At 33.8% G+C, this 22,579-nt stretch carries 16 protein-coding genes; 7 read left to right on the plus strand and 9 right to left on the minus strand.

What is annotated here, in order from left to right:
* Positions 1-205: 205 nt before the first annotated feature.
* The 5 genes from PQO00_RS10415 to PQO00_RS10435 are packed head-to-tail and all read left to right on the plus strand — an operon-like array spanning position 206 to position 5,088.
* Positions 206-1,516, plus strand: coding sequence for a polysaccharide deacetylase family protein (locus tag PQO00_RS10415; RefSeq protein ID WP_274184794.1), 1,311 nt, complete (start codon positions 206-208; stop codon positions 1,514-1,516).
* Positions 1,497-2,195 carry a YjjG family noncanonical pyrimidine nucleotidase gene (locus PQO00_RS10420; protein ID WP_337992838.1) on the plus strand — a complete coding sequence of 233 codons (699 nt, stop codon included), beginning with the start codon at positions 1,497-1,499 and terminating at the stop codon, positions 2,193-2,195. The genes PQO00_RS10415 and PQO00_RS10420 overlap by 20 nt, the downstream gene beginning before the upstream one ends.
* A 46-nt stretch (positions 2,196-2,241) precedes the next feature.
* Positions 2,242-2,805 carry a hypothetical protein gene (locus tag PQO00_RS10425; protein ID WP_274184795.1) on the plus strand — a complete coding sequence of 188 codons (564 nt, stop codon included), beginning with the start codon at positions 2,242-2,244 and terminating at the stop codon, positions 2,803-2,805.
* Positions 2,802-4,226 carry a DUF5723 family protein gene (locus tag PQO00_RS10430; protein WP_274184796.1) on the plus strand — a complete coding sequence of 475 codons (1,425 nt, stop codon included), beginning with the start codon at positions 2,802-2,804 and terminating at the stop codon, positions 4,224-4,226. The genes PQO00_RS10425 and PQO00_RS10430 overlap by 4 nt, the downstream gene beginning before the upstream one ends.
* Positions 4,216-5,088 (plus strand): hypothetical protein, encoded by an 873-nt coding sequence (locus PQO00_RS10435; protein WP_274184797.1) that lies wholly within the window; start codon positions 4,216-4,218, stop codon positions 5,086-5,088. Before PQO00_RS10430 ends, PQO00_RS10435 begins: the two co-directional genes overlap by 11 nt.
* 99 nt (positions 5,089-5,187) lie before the next feature.
* Here PQO00_RS10435 and PQO00_RS10440 read toward each other — a convergent pair whose 3' ends face one another.
* A complete protein-coding gene (locus tag PQO00_RS10440; protein WP_274184798.1) occupies positions 5,188-6,465 on the minus strand; it encodes a replication-associated recombination protein A in 1,278 nt (425 codons plus the stop codon).
* 305 nt (positions 6,466-6,770) lie between these two features.
* Here PQO00_RS10440 and PQO00_RS10445 point away from each other — a divergent pair, with 305 nt between their 5' ends.
* Positions 6,771-7,499, plus strand: a complete 729-nt coding sequence (locus tag PQO00_RS10445) for a rhomboid family intramembrane serine protease (RefSeq protein WP_274184799.1) — start codon at positions 6,771-6,773, stop codon at positions 7,497-7,499.
* A 96-nt stretch (positions 7,500-7,595) separates the two neighbouring features.
* Here the strand turns inward: PQO00_RS10445 and rlmB are convergent, their stop codons facing one another.
* The 8 genes from rlmB to PQO00_RS10485 form a co-directional block, all read right to left on the minus strand.
* Positions 7,596-8,339, minus strand: a complete 744-nt coding sequence (gene rlmB, locus PQO00_RS10450; protein WP_274184800.1) for a 23S rRNA (guanosine(2251)-2'-O)-methyltransferase RlmB — start codon at positions 8,337-8,339, stop codon at positions 7,596-7,598.
* A 63-nt stretch (positions 8,340-8,402) separates the two neighbouring features.
* Positions 8,403-8,900, minus strand: coding sequence for a lipid-binding protein (locus tag PQO00_RS10455; protein WP_274184801.1), 498 nt, complete (start codon positions 8,898-8,900; stop codon positions 8,403-8,405).
* 16 nt (positions 8,901-8,916) lie between these two features.
* Entirely contained in the window at positions 8,917-9,564 is a 648-nt protein-coding gene (locus tag PQO00_RS10460; protein ID WP_274184802.1) for an immunoglobulin-like domain-containing protein, read from the minus strand.
* A 35-nt stretch (positions 9,565-9,599) separates the two neighbouring features.
* Positions 9,600-11,057, minus strand: a complete 1,458-nt coding sequence (locus PQO00_RS10465) for a SusD/RagB family nutrient-binding outer membrane lipoprotein (protein WP_274184803.1) — start codon at positions 11,055-11,057, stop codon at positions 9,600-9,602.
* Positions 11,058-11,075: 18 nt separating this feature from the next.
* The gene (locus PQO00_RS10470; protein WP_274184804.1) at positions 11,076-14,264 is read right to left on the minus strand and encodes a SusC/RagA family TonB-linked outer membrane protein; all 3,189 of its coding nucleotides are present in this window, start codon (positions 14,262-14,264) and stop codon (positions 11,076-11,078) included.
* 665 nt (positions 14,265-14,929) lie between these two features.
* On the minus strand, positions 14,930-16,363 hold the full coding sequence (locus tag PQO00_RS10475; protein WP_274184805.1) for a SusD/RagB family nutrient-binding outer membrane lipoprotein: 1,434 nt from the start codon (positions 16,361-16,363) through the stop codon (positions 14,930-14,932).
* Positions 16,364-16,373: 10 nt separating this feature from the next.
* Positions 16,374-19,637: a SusC/RagA family TonB-linked outer membrane protein gene (locus PQO00_RS10480; protein ID WP_274184806.1), complete on the minus strand. Its 3,264-nt coding sequence runs from the start codon at positions 19,635-19,637 to the stop codon at positions 16,374-16,376.
* A 382-nt stretch (positions 19,638-20,019) separates the two neighbouring features.
* On the minus strand, positions 20,020-21,666 hold the full coding sequence (locus PQO00_RS10485) for a hypothetical protein (protein WP_274184807.1): 1,647 nt from the start codon (positions 21,664-21,666) through the stop codon (positions 20,020-20,022).
* 492 nt (positions 21,667-22,158) lie between these two features.
* Here PQO00_RS10485 and rpsL point away from each other — a divergent pair, with 492 nt between their 5' ends.
* The gene (rpsL, locus tag PQO00_RS10490) at positions 22,159-22,533 is read left to right on the plus strand and encodes a 30S ribosomal protein S12 (protein ID WP_102756994.1); all 375 of its coding nucleotides are present in this window, start codon (positions 22,159-22,161) and stop codon (positions 22,531-22,533) included.
* Positions 22,534-22,579 lie beyond the last annotated feature (46 nt).

Consider the following 22,579-nt stretch of genomic DNA (forward strand, 5'->3'; position numbering starts at 1 on the left):
CTATGCAGTTCAAAAAAGCCTTTATTTTGGGAATGCCTGCTTACTGGTAGGCAGGAAATTGTTATTTTTCGCTTCAATCAAAAAACATGTGCCCAGCTTGGCAGGGTAGTTTAAACCACTTCAATTGGAATTTATAAAAATTAATGAATTTTTTAATAATAAATCTTAAGCTACTCACTGCTACTAAAAACTGTTTACTAAAAATATGCTGTTAGTTTATACTCATAAAATATCGCCTCGATTAAAGTATGTTTTCAAACACATTTGTATTAGAATTTTAGGTGTTAAAGTAGAGTTTACTACCAAAATAGAAGAATTTATTGCACACGATAGTCTAAAGATGTCTTACACAAAACAACAACTTGGGAATGAGTTTTTTGTTAAAAGCCATGATATATTGTTTGAGCAAGGATTAAGTGATCTGGATATTAATATTCATGATTGGGAAAATACAAAATGCTTCTTTTTTAACGGAGATAAGGGGGCCATTCCTTTCGATATTTTTGCAGCTTCTTTTTATTTATTATCCCGTTACGAAGAATATTTTCCACATGTAAAAGATGAATTTGGTCGTTTTACCGCAGCGGAAAGTTTAGCTTATAAACACGGATTTTTACATCAACCTGTGGTTGATATTTGGGCGTACAAATTTAAAGATGCTTTACAAGCGCAATTCCCGGAATTTAAGTTTCCTGAAAAAAACTATACTATCAAACCCATTATTGATGTCCCCAATGCCTATAATTTTAGGCTGAAAGGTATTATGAGAACACTTGGAGGTCTAGTAAAGGACATATTTAGATTTAGATTTAAGAACTTGTATATTAGATGTATGGTCATTCTTGGCTTTATGCATGATCCGTTTGATACTTTTAAATATATAATAAATAAGCAAAAGCACACTAAGTTTAAGTTTTTATTCTTTTTCTTGATAGGTGATTATTCTACTTACGATAAAGGCATTAGCCCCAATAAGAAGAAGTTTGCTTCACTTATAAAGCACGTTGCCGATTATTGCACTGTAGGTTTAAAAACATCTTATTTTGCTATTGAGGAGATAGCAATTTTGAAGAAAGAAAAATTACGGATGGAAGACATTTTAAATACCACATTAAAAGCTTCCAGGCAATCTTTTTCGAGGCTTAATTTACCAGAATCGTACAGAAACCTTATAGCGTTAGAAATTCAAGAAGATTATACTATGGGGTATGTAAATTATATAGGTTTTAGAGCAGGATCCTGTACGCCTTTCTTCTTTTATGATTTAGACTACGAAGTACAGACCCCTTTAAAGATTTACTCGTACCATCTTATGGATTATGCCCTATTAAAAACACATTCCCTATTGGACAAAAAGAAAGTTGTAAATGAAATTATCCATGAGGTAAAGAAGGTCAATGGAACGTTTGTTCCGATATTTCATAATTATACTTTTAGTACAGAAAAACAGTGGTATGGGTTTAAAGAGTTATTTAATATTATTTTAGAATCTGCAAATGAAACAAATGAAAATTAAAGGTATTACAGATGTGTTTTTTGATTTAGACCATACCCTATGGGATTTTGATAAAAACTCTGCGTTAACGTTTGATAAGATATTAAAATTGAACCATATTGATATTGACGTCAATGACTTTTTGTATCATTATAAGCCTATAAATTTAAACTACTGGAAACTGTACCGAGAAGAGAAAATAGGAAAAATGGCCTTGCGTTTTGGAAGATTAAATGATGCTTTTTCTGCCATTGGTTATCAGGTCGAAGAAACAATGATTTATAAATTGTCGGATGATTATATTACTCATTTAACAAGGTTTAATTATCTATTTGAAAATACTTTTGAGATTCTGGATTATTTAAATCTCAATTATAATTTGCACATTATTACTAATGGATTCGATGAAGTACAATATAAGAAACTAACCCAGTCTAATATTAATAAATATTTTAAAACAGTTACCAATTCTGAAATGGTAGGCGTTAAAAAACCAAACCCTAAAATTTTTAACTTCGCTTTACAAGCAGCTAATTCTGTTAGTAATCAAAGTGTTATGGTTGGTGATAGTTATGAGGCAGATATCCTTGGTGCAAAAAGTATTGGTATGGAAGCCGTTTTTTTTGATATTCACAATACAGTTATTGATGACGATATTAAGCGAATCAACAATTTAATTCAGTTGAAGAAATATTTATAATATACTAATTTTTTTATTTTAGCATTTTGTCCTTGACACCTAATCTATGCAGAAACAGATAGTCAATTATTCATTTTTAGTCATTATATTATATTTGATTTTTTTTTCCTGTACTAAGGAAATTGATTTTGACCAAGCAGATGATTTTGAAATTTCCCCTGTTATGGAATCGAGTCTTGTGTTTTTTGACGAGCCAGCTAATAGTTTTTTGCTCAATAACACGGAAATAATTTCTATCAAGGACTCCATAAAAATAGATTTTTTTAACAATGAATTTATAGTAGATAACCTTATTAAGGCAGACTTTGTATTTGAAACTACAAATTCAATTAATAAAGGATTTCAACTACAAGTTGATTTTATTAACGACACAGAGGAGCAATTACATACGTTCACGATTCGGGTTTCACCATCATCAGACGGTAGTGATGTCCTATCAAATCATGTAGAAGAATTTGAAGGAGACACTTTAACAGCTTTAAAAAGCACTAGAAAATTGGTATTCACTCTTAGCCTCTTACCTGGAGGCCCTATTGATCAAACAACACGAGGTAGAATTAAATTAGAATCCAAGGCTGTCTTTTATTTGAATATAGGAGAGGAGATATGAGGCGTTTCATTTTACTTTTCATAGTCATTTCATGCCATTTTTCCTTTTCACAAAATAAGCAATTACTTTATGGGTTTTCAGATATACCACAGTCTTTATTACTTAATCCAGGCGGGAACATTAAAAATGATTGGTATTTTGGAATTCCATTACTATCACATATTCATGCTAATGTAGGAATAACGGGAAGTACCGTTTATGACATTTTTGCAAATGATGGTATCGATTTTAACACCAAGCTTCAAAATGCTGTTTATGGTATGGGGCCTAGGGACTTTTTTAACGGAAATCAACAATTGGAAATTCTTTCTGGAGGGTTTTCTTTTGGAAGCTCTTATGAAAAGAACGAATATATAAGTTTTGGATTATACCAAGAATTGGATTTTATAACGTATTTTCCCAAAGATTTTGCGGTTTTAGCTTTAGAGGGTAATCAAAATAATATCAATAGACCTTTTAGGGCACATCATTTAAGTGTTGCTGCAGAGGTTATTTCAGTATTACATCTAGGGTACAATAAAAAAGTAAATGACCATTTTACTTTTGGAGTTAGAGGAAAAATATATTCGAGCATCGCAAACATAAGATCTACAAAAAACCAAGGTCGTTTTATAACTGTAGTTGGACAAAACAATTTTTATGACCATATCTTTAATTTAGATTTAGAACTTAGAACTTCTGGATTGGCCAGTTTAATTGATGATGATGATTCTGATACTAATTCTGATGCTGTTGTTAAAGATTTAAAAAGACGTATCTTATTTGGTGGAAATCTAGGACTGGGATTCGATATTGGCTTTACACGTCGGTTAAATGAACAATGGATCTGGGATGCCAGTCTATTGGATATAGGTTTTATAAGTCATACAAAAGATGTTGAAAATTACAAAATAGAAGGTGACTATGTCTTTGAAGGCATAAACCCTATTTTCCCCGATACGGGAAATGTGCAAACAGCCGAAGCGTATTGGAGTGAAATTGAAGATAACTTTGAGGATTTGTTTAAACTGGATACTACCACTACTAAGTACATAACATGGCGCCCCTTAAAACTTAATACATCATTGAATTATGCTTTTGGTAAAAAAGGATACGAAGATTGTAATTGTACAAGAAGCGAAAATAGTTATCAAAACAGCATAGGATTACAATTATTTGCGATGAGCAGACCTAAGCAACCTCAATTGGCGTTAACAGCATATTATTACAGGCGTTTGTTTAATGGCTTACAGATTAAAACGACCTATACGATAGATTCTTATTCTGCAAATAACATAGGTTTAGGAGTATCTGCTAACTTGGGAGGCCTAAATTTTTATATCATGGCAGACAATTTTTTGGAATTAAAAAACATATATAACGCACAAAGTGTATCTTTACAGTTAGGGTTTAACTATATATTTAATAAAAATGAAGACTAAATTTTTTTCAGTGATTATAGCCTGTTTTATGGTCACTACTGTTTTTTCACAATCAAATTTAAATGATTATAAATATGTGATTGTTCCTAATAAATTTGATTTTTTAAAGGAGAAAGACCAATATCAATTAAATTCATTAGCGCAGTTTTTATTTGAGAAATACGGGTTTGAAGCTTTGATGGAAGGAAGTACTTATCCAGAGGATTTAGCTAGAAATAGGTGCTTGGCATTAAGATCTGATGTTATAAAGGACCCAGGTATGTTTAAAACTAAATTAACAGTAGCGCTTAAAGATTGTAATGATCAATTAATTTATACATCAGAGTTGGGAGTCAGTAGAGAAAAGGATTATGCTAGATCTTATGCAGGGGCTTTAAGAGCTGCTTTTAAATCCATAGAGGCCCTTAATTATAAATATGTGCCTAATGAAAACACAACGGCTTTACAAACTCCAAGAACAGATGTAAAGAATGAAGTAACACAGGAGATTGAGCAATTAAAACAAGAGATTCAAAATCTTAAAAAAGAAAAAGAAGCAGAAATAGTTGCCAATGAGCCGAAAGCAATTGAGCCCGAATCAAAAACTGAAGTAGTAGTGCCTTCAATCAAAAAAGAAAATACTATGGGTGCCGGCATAGAAGAGGTATTATCTGGGGTGTTATACGCTCAAGAAATCGAAAATGGTTTTCAATTGGTCGATAGCTCCCCAAAAGTAGTTTACCGAATCAAACAAACTAAACTGGATCATGTGTTTTTAGTAGAAAATGCAAGTGCTATTATTTATAAAAAAGGAGATAGTTGGGTTATTGAATACTATTCAAATAATATCTTAAAACAGGAGGTTTTAAATATTAAATTCTAGTTTTAGTGAGCAGTGAGCAGTGAGCAGTGGGCAGTGGGCAGTGAGGAGTAGGCAGTAGGCAGTGATCAGTAGGCAGTGACCAGCAACTAACAACAAATACTAATACCCATATTTATCTTTCCAGCGCTGTTTTAAGAACTCTTTGTGAGCATTCTCACGAGCATTGTTTCCTGGCTCGTAAAATTTTGTGTTTTTAATTTCATCTGGTAGGAACTCCTGATTGGCAAAGTTGAGATCGTAATTATGAGCATATTTATAATTATCTCCATAACCCAATTCTTTCATTAATTTGGTAGGTGCATTCCTTATTTCCAAAGGGACCGACAAGTCACCTGTTTCTTTGACCAATTGCTGTGCTTTACCAATAGCTTTATAGGCTGCATTGCTTTTAGGGGAGCATGCTAAATAAGTAGCGCACTGGCTTAATATAATTCTAGATTCTGGATAGCCGATTGTAGAAACTGCTTGAAATGTATTGTTAGCTATGACTAAGGCAGTTGGATTGGCATTACCTATATCTTCACTAGCTAAAATGAGTAACCGTCGTGCAATAAACTTTACGTCTTCACCGCCTTCCACCATACGGGCTAGCCAATATACTGCGGCATTTGGATCGCTGCCCCGTATTGATTTTATAAATGCCGAAATAATATCGTAATGCTGTTCACCAGTTTTATCATAATGAACGGTATTACTTTGAATCCTTTCCAAAACGGATTTATCGGTAATGGTTATTTTATTGGACTCATAAGAATTTACAATAAGCTCAAAAATATTAAGTAGCTTTCTGGCATCACCGCCAGAAAGCCTTATAAGGGCATTTGTTTCTTCTAGCTTGATCGTTTTTTTGGAAATATGTTCATCTTTTTCAATGGCACGTTTTAAAAGCGTCTCTAAATCGTTTTTATTGAATGCATTTAAAATATAAATCTGACAGCGGGATAAAAGTGCCGAAATAACTTCAAAACTAGGGTTTTCGGTAGTCGCACCAATTAACGTAATCCAACCTTTTTCTACTGCTTGTAACAAAGAGTCTTGTTGAGACTTACTAAATCTATGAATTTCATCAATGAACAAAATAGGGTTTTTTGTAGTAAATAACCCACCACTTTGTTTAGCTTTCTCAATGACGTCCCGAATATCTTTAACGCCTGAATTTATGGCGCTAAGTGTATAAAAGGGTCTACCGGATTCTGAAGCAATGATATTAGCAAGTGTTGTTTTTCCCGTACCTGGCGGTCCCCAGAAAATCATTGAAGGAATCAAGCCTTGTTTTATATGCTGTGTTAAGCTACCCTGTTTACCAACCAAGTGATTCTGACTCACATAGTCAGTCAGTGTTTTTGGTCTTAAACGTTCAGCTAAAGGTTCATTCATAATGTAAAATTAAAAGAATTCCTGCGAAGGCAGGAATCTTATTGCGGATATTTTTAATAATAATTTATTGATAGACCGTAATATGTCATAAACCTAAAAATATATTGATTTTGTCATCCCGAGGAAACGAGGGATCTCGAGGGATCACAAAATCAATATATTATATTTTTCACTTCGTTCAGAATGACAAAAATATCATTATGTATGATTACGGACATTCAGATGATTTATAAATAAAAGGTGACAATCTAACATATACGCTCTTTTTGGTCGATTATTTGATATAGACTAGTTAAATTTATAAAATGATGCAGGATGACCATTTTAAATTCTCAACAGGCGTTATTATATACCCTGTTTTTTTTGTACTAGCCATTTGGTTGGTATTTTGGTTTGAAGTACGTTTTGGTTTTAATTTTAGCAGATATGGTGTATACCCCCAAACTTTAAAAGGGTTAAGAGGGGTTATTTTGAGTCCTTTTATTCATGGAGATATACAGCACATTTATCACAATACGATTCCATTGTTTGTACTCTCCATGGCGTTGTTTTATTTCTACAAACCCATTGCCTGGAGGGTTGTGTTATTCGGGATTTTATTTTCTGGATTTTTAACTTGGTGTATAGGAAGACCATCGTATCATATAGGGGCAAGCGGGCTTATTTATGTTTTAGTGAGTTTTACCTTTTTTAAGGGGGTATTTGCCAAACATTTTAGGCTGATAGCATTATCGCTTTTGGTTATTTTCCTTTATGGAAGCATGTTGTGGTATGCAGCTCCTGTGAAAGAAGGTATATCATGGGAAGGCCATCTGTCTGGTTTGGTTACAGGCTTATTATTTGCCTTTTTCTTTAGAAAAGAGATTGCTAAGCCAAAAAAATATGTTTGGGAGCAGGAAAGTTATAATGAAGAGGACGATCCTTTTTTAAAACACTTTGATAAAGACGGCAATTTTATAGAGCATATCGAAACAGAGGAGGAGCAAACAAAGATCCATTATATTTATAAAGAAGAACCAAAAGACAAAAAATAATATATTGTCAATAACTTCCAACTTCCAACTTCGTCAATCCTCAATCCTCAATCCTCAATCCTCAATCGTCAATCCTCAATCGTCAATCCTCAATCCTCAATCGACAACCATCCTCTGCCTCACTACTTCATATAAAAAAGCACCGCAAGCAACAGAAACATTTAAAGACTCAATGTCACCCAATATGGGCAGTTTTGCTTTGGTATCAACAACTTTTAATATAGACGGGTTAATACCTCTACCTTCAGACCCCATAATAATAGCACAGGGCTCTTTAAAAGAAACATCATATAACATGTTATCTGTTTTTTCGGTAGCGGCGATAACATTGATACCAGATGCCTGCATGTAAAATACAGCATCTTTAATATGATCAACTTTGCAAATAGGCACTTTAAAAACAGCACCAGCACTTGTTTTAATAGTATCGCCATTTACAGGTGCACCCCCTTTTTTTTGAATAATAATACCATCAACACCAGTACATTCTGCGGTACGTATAATAGCCCCAAAATTACGAACATCGCTTAATTGATCTAAGAGTAAAAATAAAGGGGCTTTACCAGACTCTGTGGTATTTAAAACCAACGTTTCAATGTCATGAAACTCAATTGGAGAAATTTGAGCAACGGCACCTTGGTGGTTTTTTCTAGTAAGTCTGTTCAGTTTTTCGACAGGTACGTAAGAAGTGTTTATTGCTTTTTTTCTTAAAATAGTTTCCAATTCGCTAAAAAGCTCACCTTTTAGTCCTTTTTGAAGAAACACCTTGTCTATTGTTTCACCTGCATTAATAGCTTCTATAATAGCTCTAATACCGAATATTTGTGTTTGGTTTTCCATTGGGGTAAAGGTATAAAAAAACCACCTCTACTGAGGTGGTTTTTTTAATTAAACAAATAGTGACTAATGTTCATCTTCTAAATAGCCACTACGTTTATAACCTTCAATATGATAGACGTTTCCTGGGTCGTCAGAAAATTCAGCATCAAAAGAAATTAAATCAGCGGGTAAATTAGTTCCAGATGTAACAGTAGCATTCTTTTCAACTTTTCCATTAGTAATGTCTACTGTGATCTCGTACCCATCCACGTCACTGGCTAAACCAGATCCTTCAAAAGTTAAATTTTGGGAGTTAGCAGGAACAGCAACATTAAATGTCCATATATGTTCATGGTCAAATATTTGAATCGCTGAGTTGTCATTTGCTGTATTTGAAGTGGTTATAACTTCGTAGTCAATTATTTTATTCCCTTCTAAAAAGGTTTCAACGTACCAATCTCCAGATAACTCAATAACCCCTGTTTTTTCAACAGTAAAATCTTCATATCCATCTTCTTCACAAGAATTAAATAAAGAGAAGGCAAGAGTTAATATAAGAATATATTTTAAGTGATTTTTCATGATTTTTTTATTTTAGTTAATCTTTGAGAAAATTACGGGCGAAGATTCCACAGCACCCAATAAACGTATTAAGAGATATATCTCCTCCTCCTGATATGGTTCCACTACTATCAGATACATCACTAGGATCAACAACAATATCTCCAAAACGACTTGACTGTCTTGGTATGATAACTTCTGTGCCTGAAACATGAAATACAAATACAGCTATGTTGTTTGTTGGTAAAACATCATCTGCATGATAAACTCCGTCGGCAACCTTTGTTAAGGTCATTACATGTGCGGAATTGGTGTCTCTTGTGTAACTCCCACTTAAATCACTAGTTTTAATAAAGTCAGGGTCATCTACAACAATTACATATCTAAAGGCAGTTCCATCAAAACCGTCAGCATTAGTGGCGGAATAATCCAGTTTATAAACACCAGGGGTGGCAGTATTAACAGTTCCGGATGTTGTAAAAGGTAACTCGTCTGTACCAGATAATGCTTTAACTCCAGAATCTGTAAATGAAGAACCTGTTTGAATGATCGTATAAGGCTCTTCAATCTCAAAGCTAGGGAATATTGTTACTTCAGACCCAATTAATTTAGCTTCTGAACATGAAGCTAAAATTAACAAGCAAAGTAAGGAAGATATTCCTATAATTTTATTTTTTATTTTCATTATATTGTATATATTATGTTAATAATGTTTTCTTCTTATTTTTGATCCCACCACACTTTTTCGGTAATTGACGTTTTTTGAACAATGTTTGGGTTCTTTGTAGTTTCAGTATCTGGATAAAATATAGTATTTGGAGTTTGTGTACCTGTTAAAACAGAGCTTTCAGATGCTACAAAATTTCCAACAGTATAATCTTCGTCTCCCAAAGCTACTGTTTCTGGATATAGGGTTCTATTTGTTTCAAAGAAACCTTCAATATTATTGACATAAGCTAAAGACACCCATTTTTGAATAATTACTTGTCTTATATCATTTTCAATATTTCCAGATGACGTATACTCGTAACTACCTCCAGTAGTTGTAAAACTATCTGCTGTTGCGGCATCTTCACCGTAAAGTAAAAATGAATTTAATACACCAGCATCATATTTTGCTTTAGCTCCCGCACCTGAAGAGTAACGTATTAATGCTTCAGCTTGTAGAAAATTGCTTTCGGCAACTGTCATTAAATACACAGGGGAAGTAGCTATTACATTAGGTCTAGAAAAATCTGAAGCAACATCTGATGTGTAGTTACCTCTATCGCCTTGATCAATTGCTAAATGAATTCCACCAGAATTTTTTCTGTATATCGCATCTATTCTAGGATCTGCATAAGCCTGTAAAAACTGAAGTAAAGAATTACTGGCAATATTATTCACATCTCCTAGACGATCGATCTGAACATCGTAAAATGGATTGGCTTTGTCAATAGCATCTTCATATAAAGCAAATTTAGCATCTGTTGTAATAAAATTATCGTCTGCCAATAATGAATTTACTACAGCTGAATTTGCTTGTGAAGTATATGCCATTCTTATATATAACTTTAATTTTAATGTGTTGGCAAATCTAATCCACTCATCCATATCGGCATTATATATAGCATCTTGAGCACCAACATTAGACGCTACAGGGTCATTATTGTATTTATCCACTGCATTGTCTAACTCAGCAATAATTCCAGCGTAAATATCACTCCCCGAATCGGGATTTGGGGTAATGTTTTCAGATCCAAGTAAGGCTTCCGAGTAAGGAATATCACCATATAGATCTGTTAATAATTGAAAAGTATAAACTCTCAATAGTGTTGCAATAAGATAAGTTCCTGTATCATTCTGTTCATCAGACTCTTCTAAAACAAACTTTAAATCATTTAAACAGCCCGCCCAAAGTTCGTTCCATAATCGATCGGAAAAATCAATATTCATATTGTAAGTGTCAATATTTACATATTGAGAAGCACTAGGTGGTTGTGTATGGTATTGAGCCAAAAAGCCACCTAAATTTGTTAGTTGACCACCAATACCATTTGCCAAGGAAGCTTGTGCTGCTGTTAGCACAAAACTTTTGTCAACATTTACAGGAGTGTTGGGATTGTCATTTATATCCAAATTTTCTTGACATGCTGTAATCAGTATGAAGAAAAAGAGAAATTTCATTATATTTTTCATGTTTATATTTTTTTATTGTTAAAATTTAGCTCTTAAAACTACACTAGCACTTCTCGTACTTGGATTTGCACTAAATTCACCAAAAAGACTTTCTAAATCTGTACCAAATGTGGAGACTTCTGGATCTATATACTGGTTTGACTCCGGTGTAAATAGTAGTAAGTTTCTACCTATAAGCGATATTGATAACGATTCAAAAGGTGTTTTTTCTATTAATTTCTTAGAGAAATTATATCCAAGAGTAACTTCTCTTAACTTTACAAAAGATTTATCGATAACATCCCCACGCTCGTTTGCAGTTGCTCTATAATAATCATCCCAATGTTCAATATCAATAGCTGTTGTATTTTCAACAAAAATGGTGCTATTAGGGTCTGAGGGGTCTACAACACTTTGAACAGACCCAGGAACTATGTATGGGTTTCTGTCATTTATAGTTGTTGTGATAGAGTTTCCTGTAAAACGACTATTACTAGCTGTACGGCTAAACATTAAACCACCTTGTCTTATATCGAAAGTAAATCCAAATGAAAACCCTTTGTAAGAGAAGTTATTTGTAATACCTAAGGTATAATCGTATTGAGTATCTCCATAAACTTCTTTTTCGGGAGATGCAATTGGAACCCCATCACCATCAACAACAATATTACCATTAGGGTCTCTTAATGGTACGCTGCCTTCAATTAAAGCTAAAGGTTCTCCTTGTCTTGCCACAAGGCTAATTGTACTTAAGCCTCCTAAAGCTATTTGTTCAACTCTAGGATCCAATTCTTCTAAAATAGCATCGTTTGTTGCATAATTAAAAATCATATCCCAGTTGAAGCCTTGACTATTTCTAAAAAGACCTAAAGTTACAAGCGCTTCGTATCCTTTATTAGATATAGTACCAATATTAGCTGTTTGGTTTGTAAAACCAGATGTAGAAGCTAGTGGTAAACTTAAAATTTGATCTTCAACAGTTGCGTCATAGTAAGCAAAATCTATACTGATACGATTTTTTAGGAACGAAAGCTCAGCACCAATTTCTAGCTCTTTTCTTCTTTCCGGTTTTAAGTCTGGGTTTCCAGCTCTGTTTCCAACTTCAAAAGCATTTACACCGCCTACAGGAAATACAAGGTCTCTAAATCCTTGATTGTCAATATTACCTGCAATATTAACAGGATCAATTTGATAAGGATCTGTATCTACACCTGTTTCTCCATAACCTGCTCTAATTTTTCCATAACTGAGGACATTTTTAATTCCTGGAAAAGTTTCTGTTAATAACCAAGAGGCATTTACGCCACCATAGAGCACAGATCTATTTTCCTTAGGCAAAGTAGAATACCAGTCATTTCTAACATTTGCAGTAATAAATAGCATATTATTAAAACTAAATGTTGATGAATTGAAGATACCGTATAATCTTCTTTTAGATATAGAAGAAACAGCATTAACGGGACTGGCAGAATTAGATAATGAGAAAAAATCTGGAATATCCTGAGATGCAACCGATGCACTATTGCTCGTATTGTATCTATCGTTGTAATTAAAACCAAACGCAGAACTCACGTTTATTTTTTCATCAATGTCAAAATTAAAGTTTAACAATAAATCATGATTTATTTGTTTTACCGAATTTTGATATTCTCCATAAAAACCAGGCTGTTCAGTTGTAGTGCCATCATTAGGGCTACCTGGTGTAGCATCAATAATAGCATTCCAAAGTCTTGTGTAATCTGAGGATTGGTCTATACCTAGTCGATAGGTAAGGCTTACCCAATCTGTAATTTTTGCATTCACATCAAAAGATCCAAAAACTCTTTCTTTATTGTAACGAGCTCCGTCTTCATTTAATGTAAAATAAGGATTTGTAATACCAAATGGTGTATAATAATTGTCTATATTATTAAAAGGATCATTTTTGTAATCTTTAAATTCATTAATATTAAAATCAGTTGGTATTTGCATTAAGTTGTTAATCACAGATACTCCTTGACCACCTTGTATACCTTTACCTTGAGTGGCTATATAATTTAAGGTACCTCCAAAAGTTAAAAAATCTATTTCAGAATTAAAAGCTACTGTAACTGTATTTCTTTCATTAGAATCATTGCTTGTTGGAAAAATACCATCAGCAGTTGTGTTGTTAAAAGCAACCCTTCCTGTTGTATTACCAGAACCACCTGATATTGCTAAGTTTGTATTATAGGCAGTACCTATGTCGAAGAAATTCTTCCATTGATCTTCTTGGAACGAATATCGTTTAATTTTTTGAGCATTGTTGACAACATTACCCCAAACCAGAATTTCGTCATTAAAACGTGGACCCCAAGAACCATTTTCCCCTAAAAAGTGTTGACCGTCCCAACCTTGTCCAAATTGTTTTTGGTAGTTAGGCGCTCTTAACAGGTCTGAGAATGTTGCTTGAGTTGTGAAATCGATACTTAATTTGTCCTTATTGCCTCTTTTCGTGGTTATTATTATAACACCATTTGCAGCTCTTGAACCATAAAGTGCCGTACTCGAAGCACCTTTTAGTATCGAAATTGATTCAATGTTTTCTGGATTAATATCGCTAGCACCATTACCGAAGTCATAAGTTCTATTTAAACCATCGACAGCACTATTTGAGTTTTCTTGACTTGATCTTGAATTATTATTAATGGGGACTCCATCAATAATATAAAGAGGTTGGTTGCTTGCACTAAGTGAGCTAAACCCCCTAATTATAACACCAGATGAAGCTCCAGGATCTGTACTTGCATTAGAAATAACAACACCAGCAACTTTACCTTTAATAGCATCTGATATGTTTGTTTGTGCACCTTTATTTACAGCTTCACTATCTAGAGTAGTGATTGCTGAGCCGAGCGACTTTCTTTCTCTTTTAATACCGAGTGCTGTAACTACAACTTCTTCTAATGCTTCTGTGTCTTCTTGTAATGTTACATTGACTGTGTTGGTAGCACCAACAGTAGCTTCAATAGTCGTATATCCAACAAAACTGAATACAAGAGTAGCCCCTTGACTTGCTCTAATTGAATACTTTCCATCGAAATCTGAAGATGTACCAGAACTAGTACCTTTAACTAAGACAGTTGCTCCAGGCAAAGGTAGGCCAGAATCATCTGAAACTGTACCTGAAATTGTCTTTTCTTGTGCAAACGCAAGTTGCACTACTAACGCTAGTAATAGCGTTAGCATTCCACTAAACTTTGTTTTCATTTTATAATTATTTGAATTAGTCAATGCCAAAAATCCTAATAAAAAGTTAATAAAACAATAAATAATGGTTAAAATTTACCTTTTGACGAAAAATTTTAAGAAAAAGGACGAAAAGCAAGAAGTTATAATTATACCAAATAAACTTCAAAACAACAGGTTAAATCCGTTTAGCTCACTATCATTTATTCTTATAATAGGAGTTCAAGAATCTTCGATTACTATTACCTTTATATTTCAATAAAAAACATGACCATAACTAGGCTATGCATATGTTTTTTATCACATCTAAAGAAAAAATAATTCAAATTTATTACCAATCATTTTAAAATTCATTTGGTATTATGTGTTTTTTTGATTCATTTATTAAAGTTAAGGTTGCTTTTTTACAATTTTTCACTTGTTTTTAAAGTTAAAAACAAGTAAAGTCTTTTTATTCTTTTAAATTATGAAGGTCAAATTTTAGAGTATTATCCTGTAGGCACAGTAAAGGGTCATTGTTAATCTGTATATATTAATGCCTTGGAGAAAAGAGATAAAGAAAGTTTTACAGGCTATCTCATCCTTGTATGCTTCTAAAAGTGACATTTGTGATTTTAACTTACATAATATAAAGTCGTCTAAAGAGCAATTTTTGGACGACTTTATATATTTAAATTGTGTGAAAATTAATTTTTATCCCAAAACAGTTTAGTTTGTTGGGAATCTCCACCAATAGCAGTAGATGCAGCCTCCCAATTTGTAACGTTTAAGTTTTGCTCATCAATGGGGTAAGTGTATCTATAAGGTAAAGGATTGCCAGTATCGACAGGAAGTTGTAGGGTTGGAGCATCTAATTTTCTCCAAACAGTAAAACCTTCAAACCCTCTATTGTACATGGCTATCCAAAATTGAGTTCCAATTTTTTCTTTCCAGGTTCCTGGAGCGGTATCGTAAGCTACATCAGGGTTTGCCATATAAGAGGCTAAATCACTAGACCCCCAACTATCAAATGACGCAGCGATTCCATTGTCGTAATGTTGTGCTGCGGTACCTCCAACAGAGTAACCTAATTCCGCAGCTTCAGCAAGATAGAAAGAAACTTCGGCAAAATCTATTAAAGAAGCAGGGTTCGTGGGACTGTAAATAGCATCTCCATAATGGGAATGAACAGAAAACGATGCCACTGTACCAAAATTACCACCTACATAAATGCCAGGTCCTAAATTATCATCAAAGTACTGAGCTCTTCTTGGGTCATCAAGAGTATTCATAAGATTTACAATAGTATTTGCTGGAATATGGTCCGAACGTCCGGATTGTACAATGTCTACCCAAACAGGGTTGGTATTAGGAGTTGAACCTTCGTAGGGGATAGTTGCATTGTCTGCATTTGATGTAAAAGCTCCAGCGCTGTACCCAGACTCGACCGTAGATTGCGCTAAAGATTGTAATGCCGGCACATCGGTAAGTCTGATGCCCAATCTTATTTTTAATGAATTCGCAAATTTAATCCATGCATTGGAATCTCCGCCATATAACCGATCTGATGAACTATAGCCAGAACCGCTTAAGTCGGGAATAGCAGCATCCAATCGTGTAATTAAATCTTGATAAATAGTTGCGGCATCATCATATTTAGGAAGCGTTACATCGCTAAGGGCTTCACTGTATGGGATATCTCCCCAAGTATCTACCATTTGCTGAAATGTATAAATCATTAAAACTTCTGCTTGGGCCACTCTGGCATCTTGCTCACTTGCCGTAAGCTCTAAATCTGCCAAGGTTATTTCTTTCGAGGTCAATAAATCCAATAATACATCTCTATACATTTCAGACCAATGATACCCTGGGATTGTTCTAGTTACTAAATCAAAATTCGGTTCCTCGGTATAGGTCGTTGTCGTACTATATTGAGCAAAAAACCTGAAACTGTTACGGTTCACATTTATTTGTGTCATTTGATCAATCAAACTCTTGGTAGCTGAATTAAATAAAAAGTCAGCCGAAACCTGAGTTGGGTTTTTAGGATCTCTATTTAAGTTTTCGTATTGCTCGTCAGTTTTACAAGAAGATAATACAAATACCAAAGAGATTACTGATATTAATAATATTTTTTTCATTTTCATTTTTTTAGAATTGTAATTTTATACTAGCACCAATTTCTTTAACTGAAGGGTATGCTCCCGACTGGTTACCTTGAACATTTCCTGCACTTAAACCAGCTTCAGGGTCGGCATATGGTACATGCTTTTCAATAATCCATAAATTTCTTCCTATAAGAGATATTGAAGCCGATGTAAAAGGAAACTTATCTAATATTTTATCGTTAAGCTTATACGATAGAGTAGCTTCACGTAATTTAACATAACCAGCATCGTAGACATGTGCTGCTTGTGGTTGTCTGTAACCCCAAGTGCCCGCATCAAGTAAATGGGCTCTTATATCATTAGGAGTACCGTCCTCTTTAACTCCTGGGAAAATAACACCACCACTGTCTGATCCGTAGTTTCCAGGTGTGCCAGTAACAGGATCTCTATAGGGATTGCCCAGTTCGTTATTTCCAGCAGTAAAGTCGTATATACCTGTACCAAAACCATAATAAGTGTCTAATGAGAACACATCTCCTCCTTTTTGAATATCAATCAAGAAACTGAAATTGAAATTTTTGTAGGTAAAACTGTTGCTAATACCTGCTTTCCAATCTGGGTTAATATCGCCAATATTATTATTGCTAGTAGCAGTTCTTAAGTAACGACCATTAGCCCCAACTGTTTTTTCTCCATTGGTATATACAAAATCACGTCCTCTAATGGTTCCATAAGGTTGCCCAACTACAGCATTAATAGTTAGGCCTGTTTGGAAATCTGCTAACTCTAAAGATTCGATCCCGTCAAGCAGAGACAGTACTTTGTTTCTATTTCTGTCCCAGTTTATATTTACATACCATTGGAAATCTTCCGTTTTTAATGGAATGGCATTTAACTGTAGTTCAATACCTTTGTTTTCAATGGTACCAGCATTTAAAAGCACTCTGGAGTATCCAGTAGACCTGGTTACGGGTACTTGAGTAATTTGATCCCGGTTTTCGGTATTGTAGTAAGTGATGTCAAAACCAAGGCGTTTATTAACAAAATTCATTTCCAAGCCAACTTCCCAGTTAACTTGTTGTTCGGGTTTTAAATCTGGGTTTTGTTTATCTGAAGGGTTGGAAGCACTGCCCGAACCACCAAAAGGAGGATTAATTCCATATGTGTTAAATACCTGATAAGGCGTGGTTCCATTACCTACAGTTCCATAATTGGCTCTAAGTTTTGCAAAAGACAACCAATCTGCTTCAATTAATTTTGATAAAATTAAACTACCGGTAACCGACCAATAGTTGTATGTGTTTTTTGCTTTTGGCAAACTTGAGTTACGATCTCTCCTAAATGTTCCTTCAACAAATAAGGTGTTGTCATAACCTAAACTTGCCCGTCCAAAAATACCGTCTGTCATTTGGGTTGCATCATATTCTGTAGGAGCATTGATTGGATTGACACTATTTGCCAATGTATAAATTCCAGCTAAATTTAATCCACCATTTGTTAATGCATATATATTGTTCCATTCTTTCCTGCTTAAATTAACCCCAACACTTCCTTCTAAATTTAACATATCTGTTAAATCTTTATTGAAATTAAGGAAGGCATCATAGTTATATTCAGATGCGCTATTGTTAAATCTTGTGTACAGTGGCACATTAGAACTTCCTACATTGGTTCTTTCTTCTTGTAACTCTGTATAAGTGTCATATGTAAATCTACCTAAAGCAGATAGCCAGTCATTTATAGTATAATTCAATACCACATTGCCAAAGAACCTTGAACGGGTATCCGTTTCAAAATTCTCGTAAAATGTCCAGTAAGGGTTGTCAGAATAAATTGGAGCTAAATTTGTGTGGGAATTTGGGTTCCAGGTAATATTTTCACGGGTTGCAAAATAAGCTTCCTTTTGCTCTTTAACATCAACGTTAACTTGCCACCACTGTCTAAACTGTTGCATAACGTTGTTGGAATCATAACCAGTACCATAACGTCCTCTGCCATCAGTTTTAGTGAAAGTAAATGTTGTAGAAACGGTGAGCTTATCATTTAAATCCTGACTTCCATTGAAATTAATGCTATTTCTTTTAATTTCACTATTGGGTAAATTACCTTCTTGAAGCATATTTGTAAATCCTAATCTAAAAGCTCCAGTTTCGCTACCTCCATCAAGTGATACAGAATTAATTAAAGTGCTTGACGTTTTCCAAATATAGTTTGGGTCGTGTGCTCCGGCTACCCATGGTGTAGGTGTTAAGTAAGTATCTAATTGAGGGTAAAGGCTATTCCATTGGTACACCAGTAAATTAGGGTCGAATTCGGCACCATAAGATGCATCTTCTGTAAACGGAACCGATAAATCATTGGTGCCGTCTCCATTAATATCAAATTGATCGTTAAAATATTGGTCTTCTGTAGCTCCATAAAAAGCACCATAGCCTGCTCCATATTTTTTTTGATAAACAGGTAAAGTGGATTTATCTACCTCTCCAACAGTAATGCTTGAGTTGACAGTAATACCAATACCCTTTTTCTTGCGTCCTTTTTTTGTTGTAATCATTATAACCCCATTTGCAGCTCTAGACCCATAAAGAGCAGATGCTGCTGCACCTTTTAATACATTTATGGACTCTATGTCATCGGGGTTGATGTCTGAAGCGGCATTACCATAATCGTAACCGCCTCTACCACTTGTTTGCTGTCTGCTCTCTGACGCAATGGCTGTAGTAATTTTGTTGTTAATACCATTGTTAACAGGAATTCCATCAATAACAAACAATGCCTGGTTGTTTCCCAGCACCGAAGAGTTCCCTCTAATGATTACCTGGGTAGATCCGCCCATAGTACCAGAAGGTTTAATTTGTAAACCAGCTATTTTACCAGATAGCGAGTTGACAAAGTTTTGACTTTTTACATCAGATACTGCTTCACCTTTAACTTCTTGCGTAGCATAGCCCAAACTCTTTTTGTCTCTTTCAATACCCAGAGCAGTAACGACAACTTCGTCTAAAGCAGAAGTGTCTTCTTGTAGCAGTACATCTATGGTGTTGGATGAGCCAACAACAATTTCTTTAGTGGCATATCCTATAAAAGTAAACACAAGGGTTTCTCCTTGTGAAACTTCAATAGAATATTTGCCATCAAAATTGGATGAGGTGCCAGAAGTCGTACCTTTAATTATGACAGATGTTCCAGGAAGTGGTAAGCCAGAATTGTCTGAAACTGTTCCCGAAATTGTCTTTTTTTGCGCAAATGTTAATTGCGTAACTAACACTAGCAATAGTGTTAGCATTACACTAAACTTTGTTTTCATTATTATAATTATTTGAATTAGTCGACGGTAAAAGTCGGGTACAAAACTTACTCTAAAGGGATAAAGGCTTATATGTAAAGGATTTTTATTGAAGCTTATATGGTATTACTAGCTTAAAAACCAGATAAATTAATTTAAGAACTAATCTTAGGGCAGCCCAAGCTAGTGTAATACCAATTATTAATTGAAATGAGCTACAGAAAACGACATTGCTTATTTGTTTTAGCCAGCTACGAGTTATTTGCATAGCCTAAGCTATGGGAATGATGAGTAAAGAGATAAAACGAATTAATGAATGAGTTTGAATAGCGTATTTTAATTCATAACTGGTATAAGTTTAATTTAAAAAGCATAACAAATATGCGGTTGGATTACAAGGGCGTTAGAAATTGGCTACCAGACTTAGGTGTATTTTAGAATTGGAAAGTTTGAATTTTTGATTTTCGCTTTTGCCATTTGCATAGTTAAATCTAAATAATCCTGCTTGTGTAAGAATCCCAAAGCCAAAGCCATACCCGAAAAGCTTTTCTTTAACATTTAAAACTTTATTTTCAAAATAGGCAGCATCGATAATAGAGTGGATATAAATGGCATTGTTAAGTTGGTATCTATACTCTGTATTGATTAAACCAAATAAAGAAGATAACAAGCTGTTTTCTTCGAACCCTCTAATAGAGTTTATGCCACCAAACCTTAGTAATTCATTTTCTAAATAAGTGTTTGAATTTAAAGAAGCGCCGTTTAACCTTAAAAAAATGCTGTTTTTTCTGTTTAGGTTAAGGATTTTAAATGCATCAACAGAAACATGGGATTGTTTTTCTTTGGTGCTGGATGTTTTTCTTTCTCCAAAATTTGTTTCTAGATATAATTTAGAATTTGTTGGAAAAAGTAGATGGTATGATTGTGGTTTTATAAACTCGTATGCCAATGTATAATATTGTGTTTTATAATCTGAAATTGTTAGTGATGTATTTTCAGTTAATAAATTGTTCGATTCGGTAGAAAGTAGTCCGGCATAAATTTTATGCTTCGAGTTTATTTGATAGTGTAGTTTTAATGCTTGATCTACCGTTGTGAATGAAGAATCCTTTTTAAAAATCCGTAAACGTAAATCGACTCCTATTGGAGATTTAAACAAATAAGGTCCTGTTAAATCCGCTTGAAACGTTTTTTGATCGTTTTCATCACTTTTGTATAGTAATTTGAATGATTCGCCGAAGTTTAAATTATTGGTTAAATTTAAATTTAGATACCCATCAAATTCTAACCTGTTGGTTTCTTCATTGGTTCCAAAACCTAAAAAACCATCAAAAGAATTACTTTTTGATTTTTCGAGGTATAAATATAAAGTTGTTGAATCTTTAGAAAATAAAACTTCAGGAGGTTTTGTCTCATTAGCAAACTTCAAATGGTTTAGTTGATTGGTTTTGTTTTTAATTCTGTTTAAATCAAAAACTTGGGAAGGTGTAATTTTTAAGTAGTGTTTAAGGTACGCGCGCGGAAATTTTTCATAGCCCTTGATTATTATGTTGCTAATGTTTCTTTTCCCTGATTGGGATTCGATTACCAAATTCGCCGATAAATTAGGGCCATCGACAGTACTCTGGGTGACATCTTTAATCTTAATATTAGACAAGCGTAATTTTGAAAAAGGTAATCCTTCTTCTGATATTTTTGAATTAATAAAACTCAAAGCATATTCAATTTTGCTAAATTCCAATTCAAAATAATCATCAAAAATATTTTTTGAAATGGTCTCTAAAAGCGAACGCTTAATTTCTGTTTTGTCATAATATATATATATGGTATGATATTTCTTTTTTAAATGAATTAGAGCTTTGAACGATGAATCGTTTGTTTTGATGATTTTTTTTAATTCACTTTCAATAAATCCCATTTTAAAAAGCCTTTTTTGGATAGTATCTACTTCATGTTTTATAGAAGCATAATCTTTGTGGGTTTTTAAGTAGTTTAAAGAATCAATGATGTTGGTCTGGTTTTCATTCCCGCCATTAATTTTAAGGTGCAAATTTTGGCAAAACAATTCCGAAGAAAAAAGTGTATATATGATAAGGAGTAAAAAAGAAGTTTTTTGCACGTTGATTCGTGTTGTTTAATAAAAAAAGATTATAGACCACTAGGTTCCAGACTTTAGACTAAAAAAAACGCTGCACTTCAATTATTAGACTAACAGTCTAGTGTTTATTATCTATCGATCTAGTATCTATTTTCTCTCTGTAAATCTAACGGAAAACATAGACTTATAATATAGGTGATGAGATAATTTTTAAATTCTATTGAAATTACTTAAGTATTTTATGAAAAAAAAATGATGAACAATCTATGTTGTTTTAAAAGCCGAATTAGACAAATAGATGGAGAAATGAGGAGTTGCCTCATCGTATAAAAAACAAAAATTCATTATGATATGAAAATTAATGATTTAGGGTTTGAATTATTCATTTTAATTTCTACCTTTGCAGCCCTCTAAAGAGGATTTTAAAATTTATATATAATATATATGCCAACAATTTCACAATTAGTAAGAACAGGAAGAGCCAAAATAACCAAGAAGAGTAAATCGGCTGCTTTAGATTCTTGTCCGCAAAGACGTGGTGTGTGTACTCGTGTTTACACGACGACTCCTAAAAAACCAAACTCAGCAATGCGTAAGGTGGCCAGGGTGCGTTTAACAAACGGAAACGAGGTTAATGCATACATTGGTGGAGAAGGACACAATCTACAAGAGCACTCGATAGTATTGGTTAGAGGTGGAAGGGTAAAAGATTTGCCAGGAGTTAGATATCACATCGTTCGTGGTGCTTTAGACACAGCAGGTGTTTCAGGTAGAACACAACGTAGATCTAAGTATGGTGCTAAACGCCCTAAGAAGTAAAAACAAGTTAAAAGTTAAAAGTTAAAAGTTAAAAGTTTGAAAAAAG

The sequence above is a fragment of the Flavivirga sp. 57AJ16 genome, from assembly GCF_028736925.1.
Lineage (GTDB): Bacteria > Bacteroidota > Bacteroidia > Flavobacteriales > Flavobacteriaceae > Flavivirga.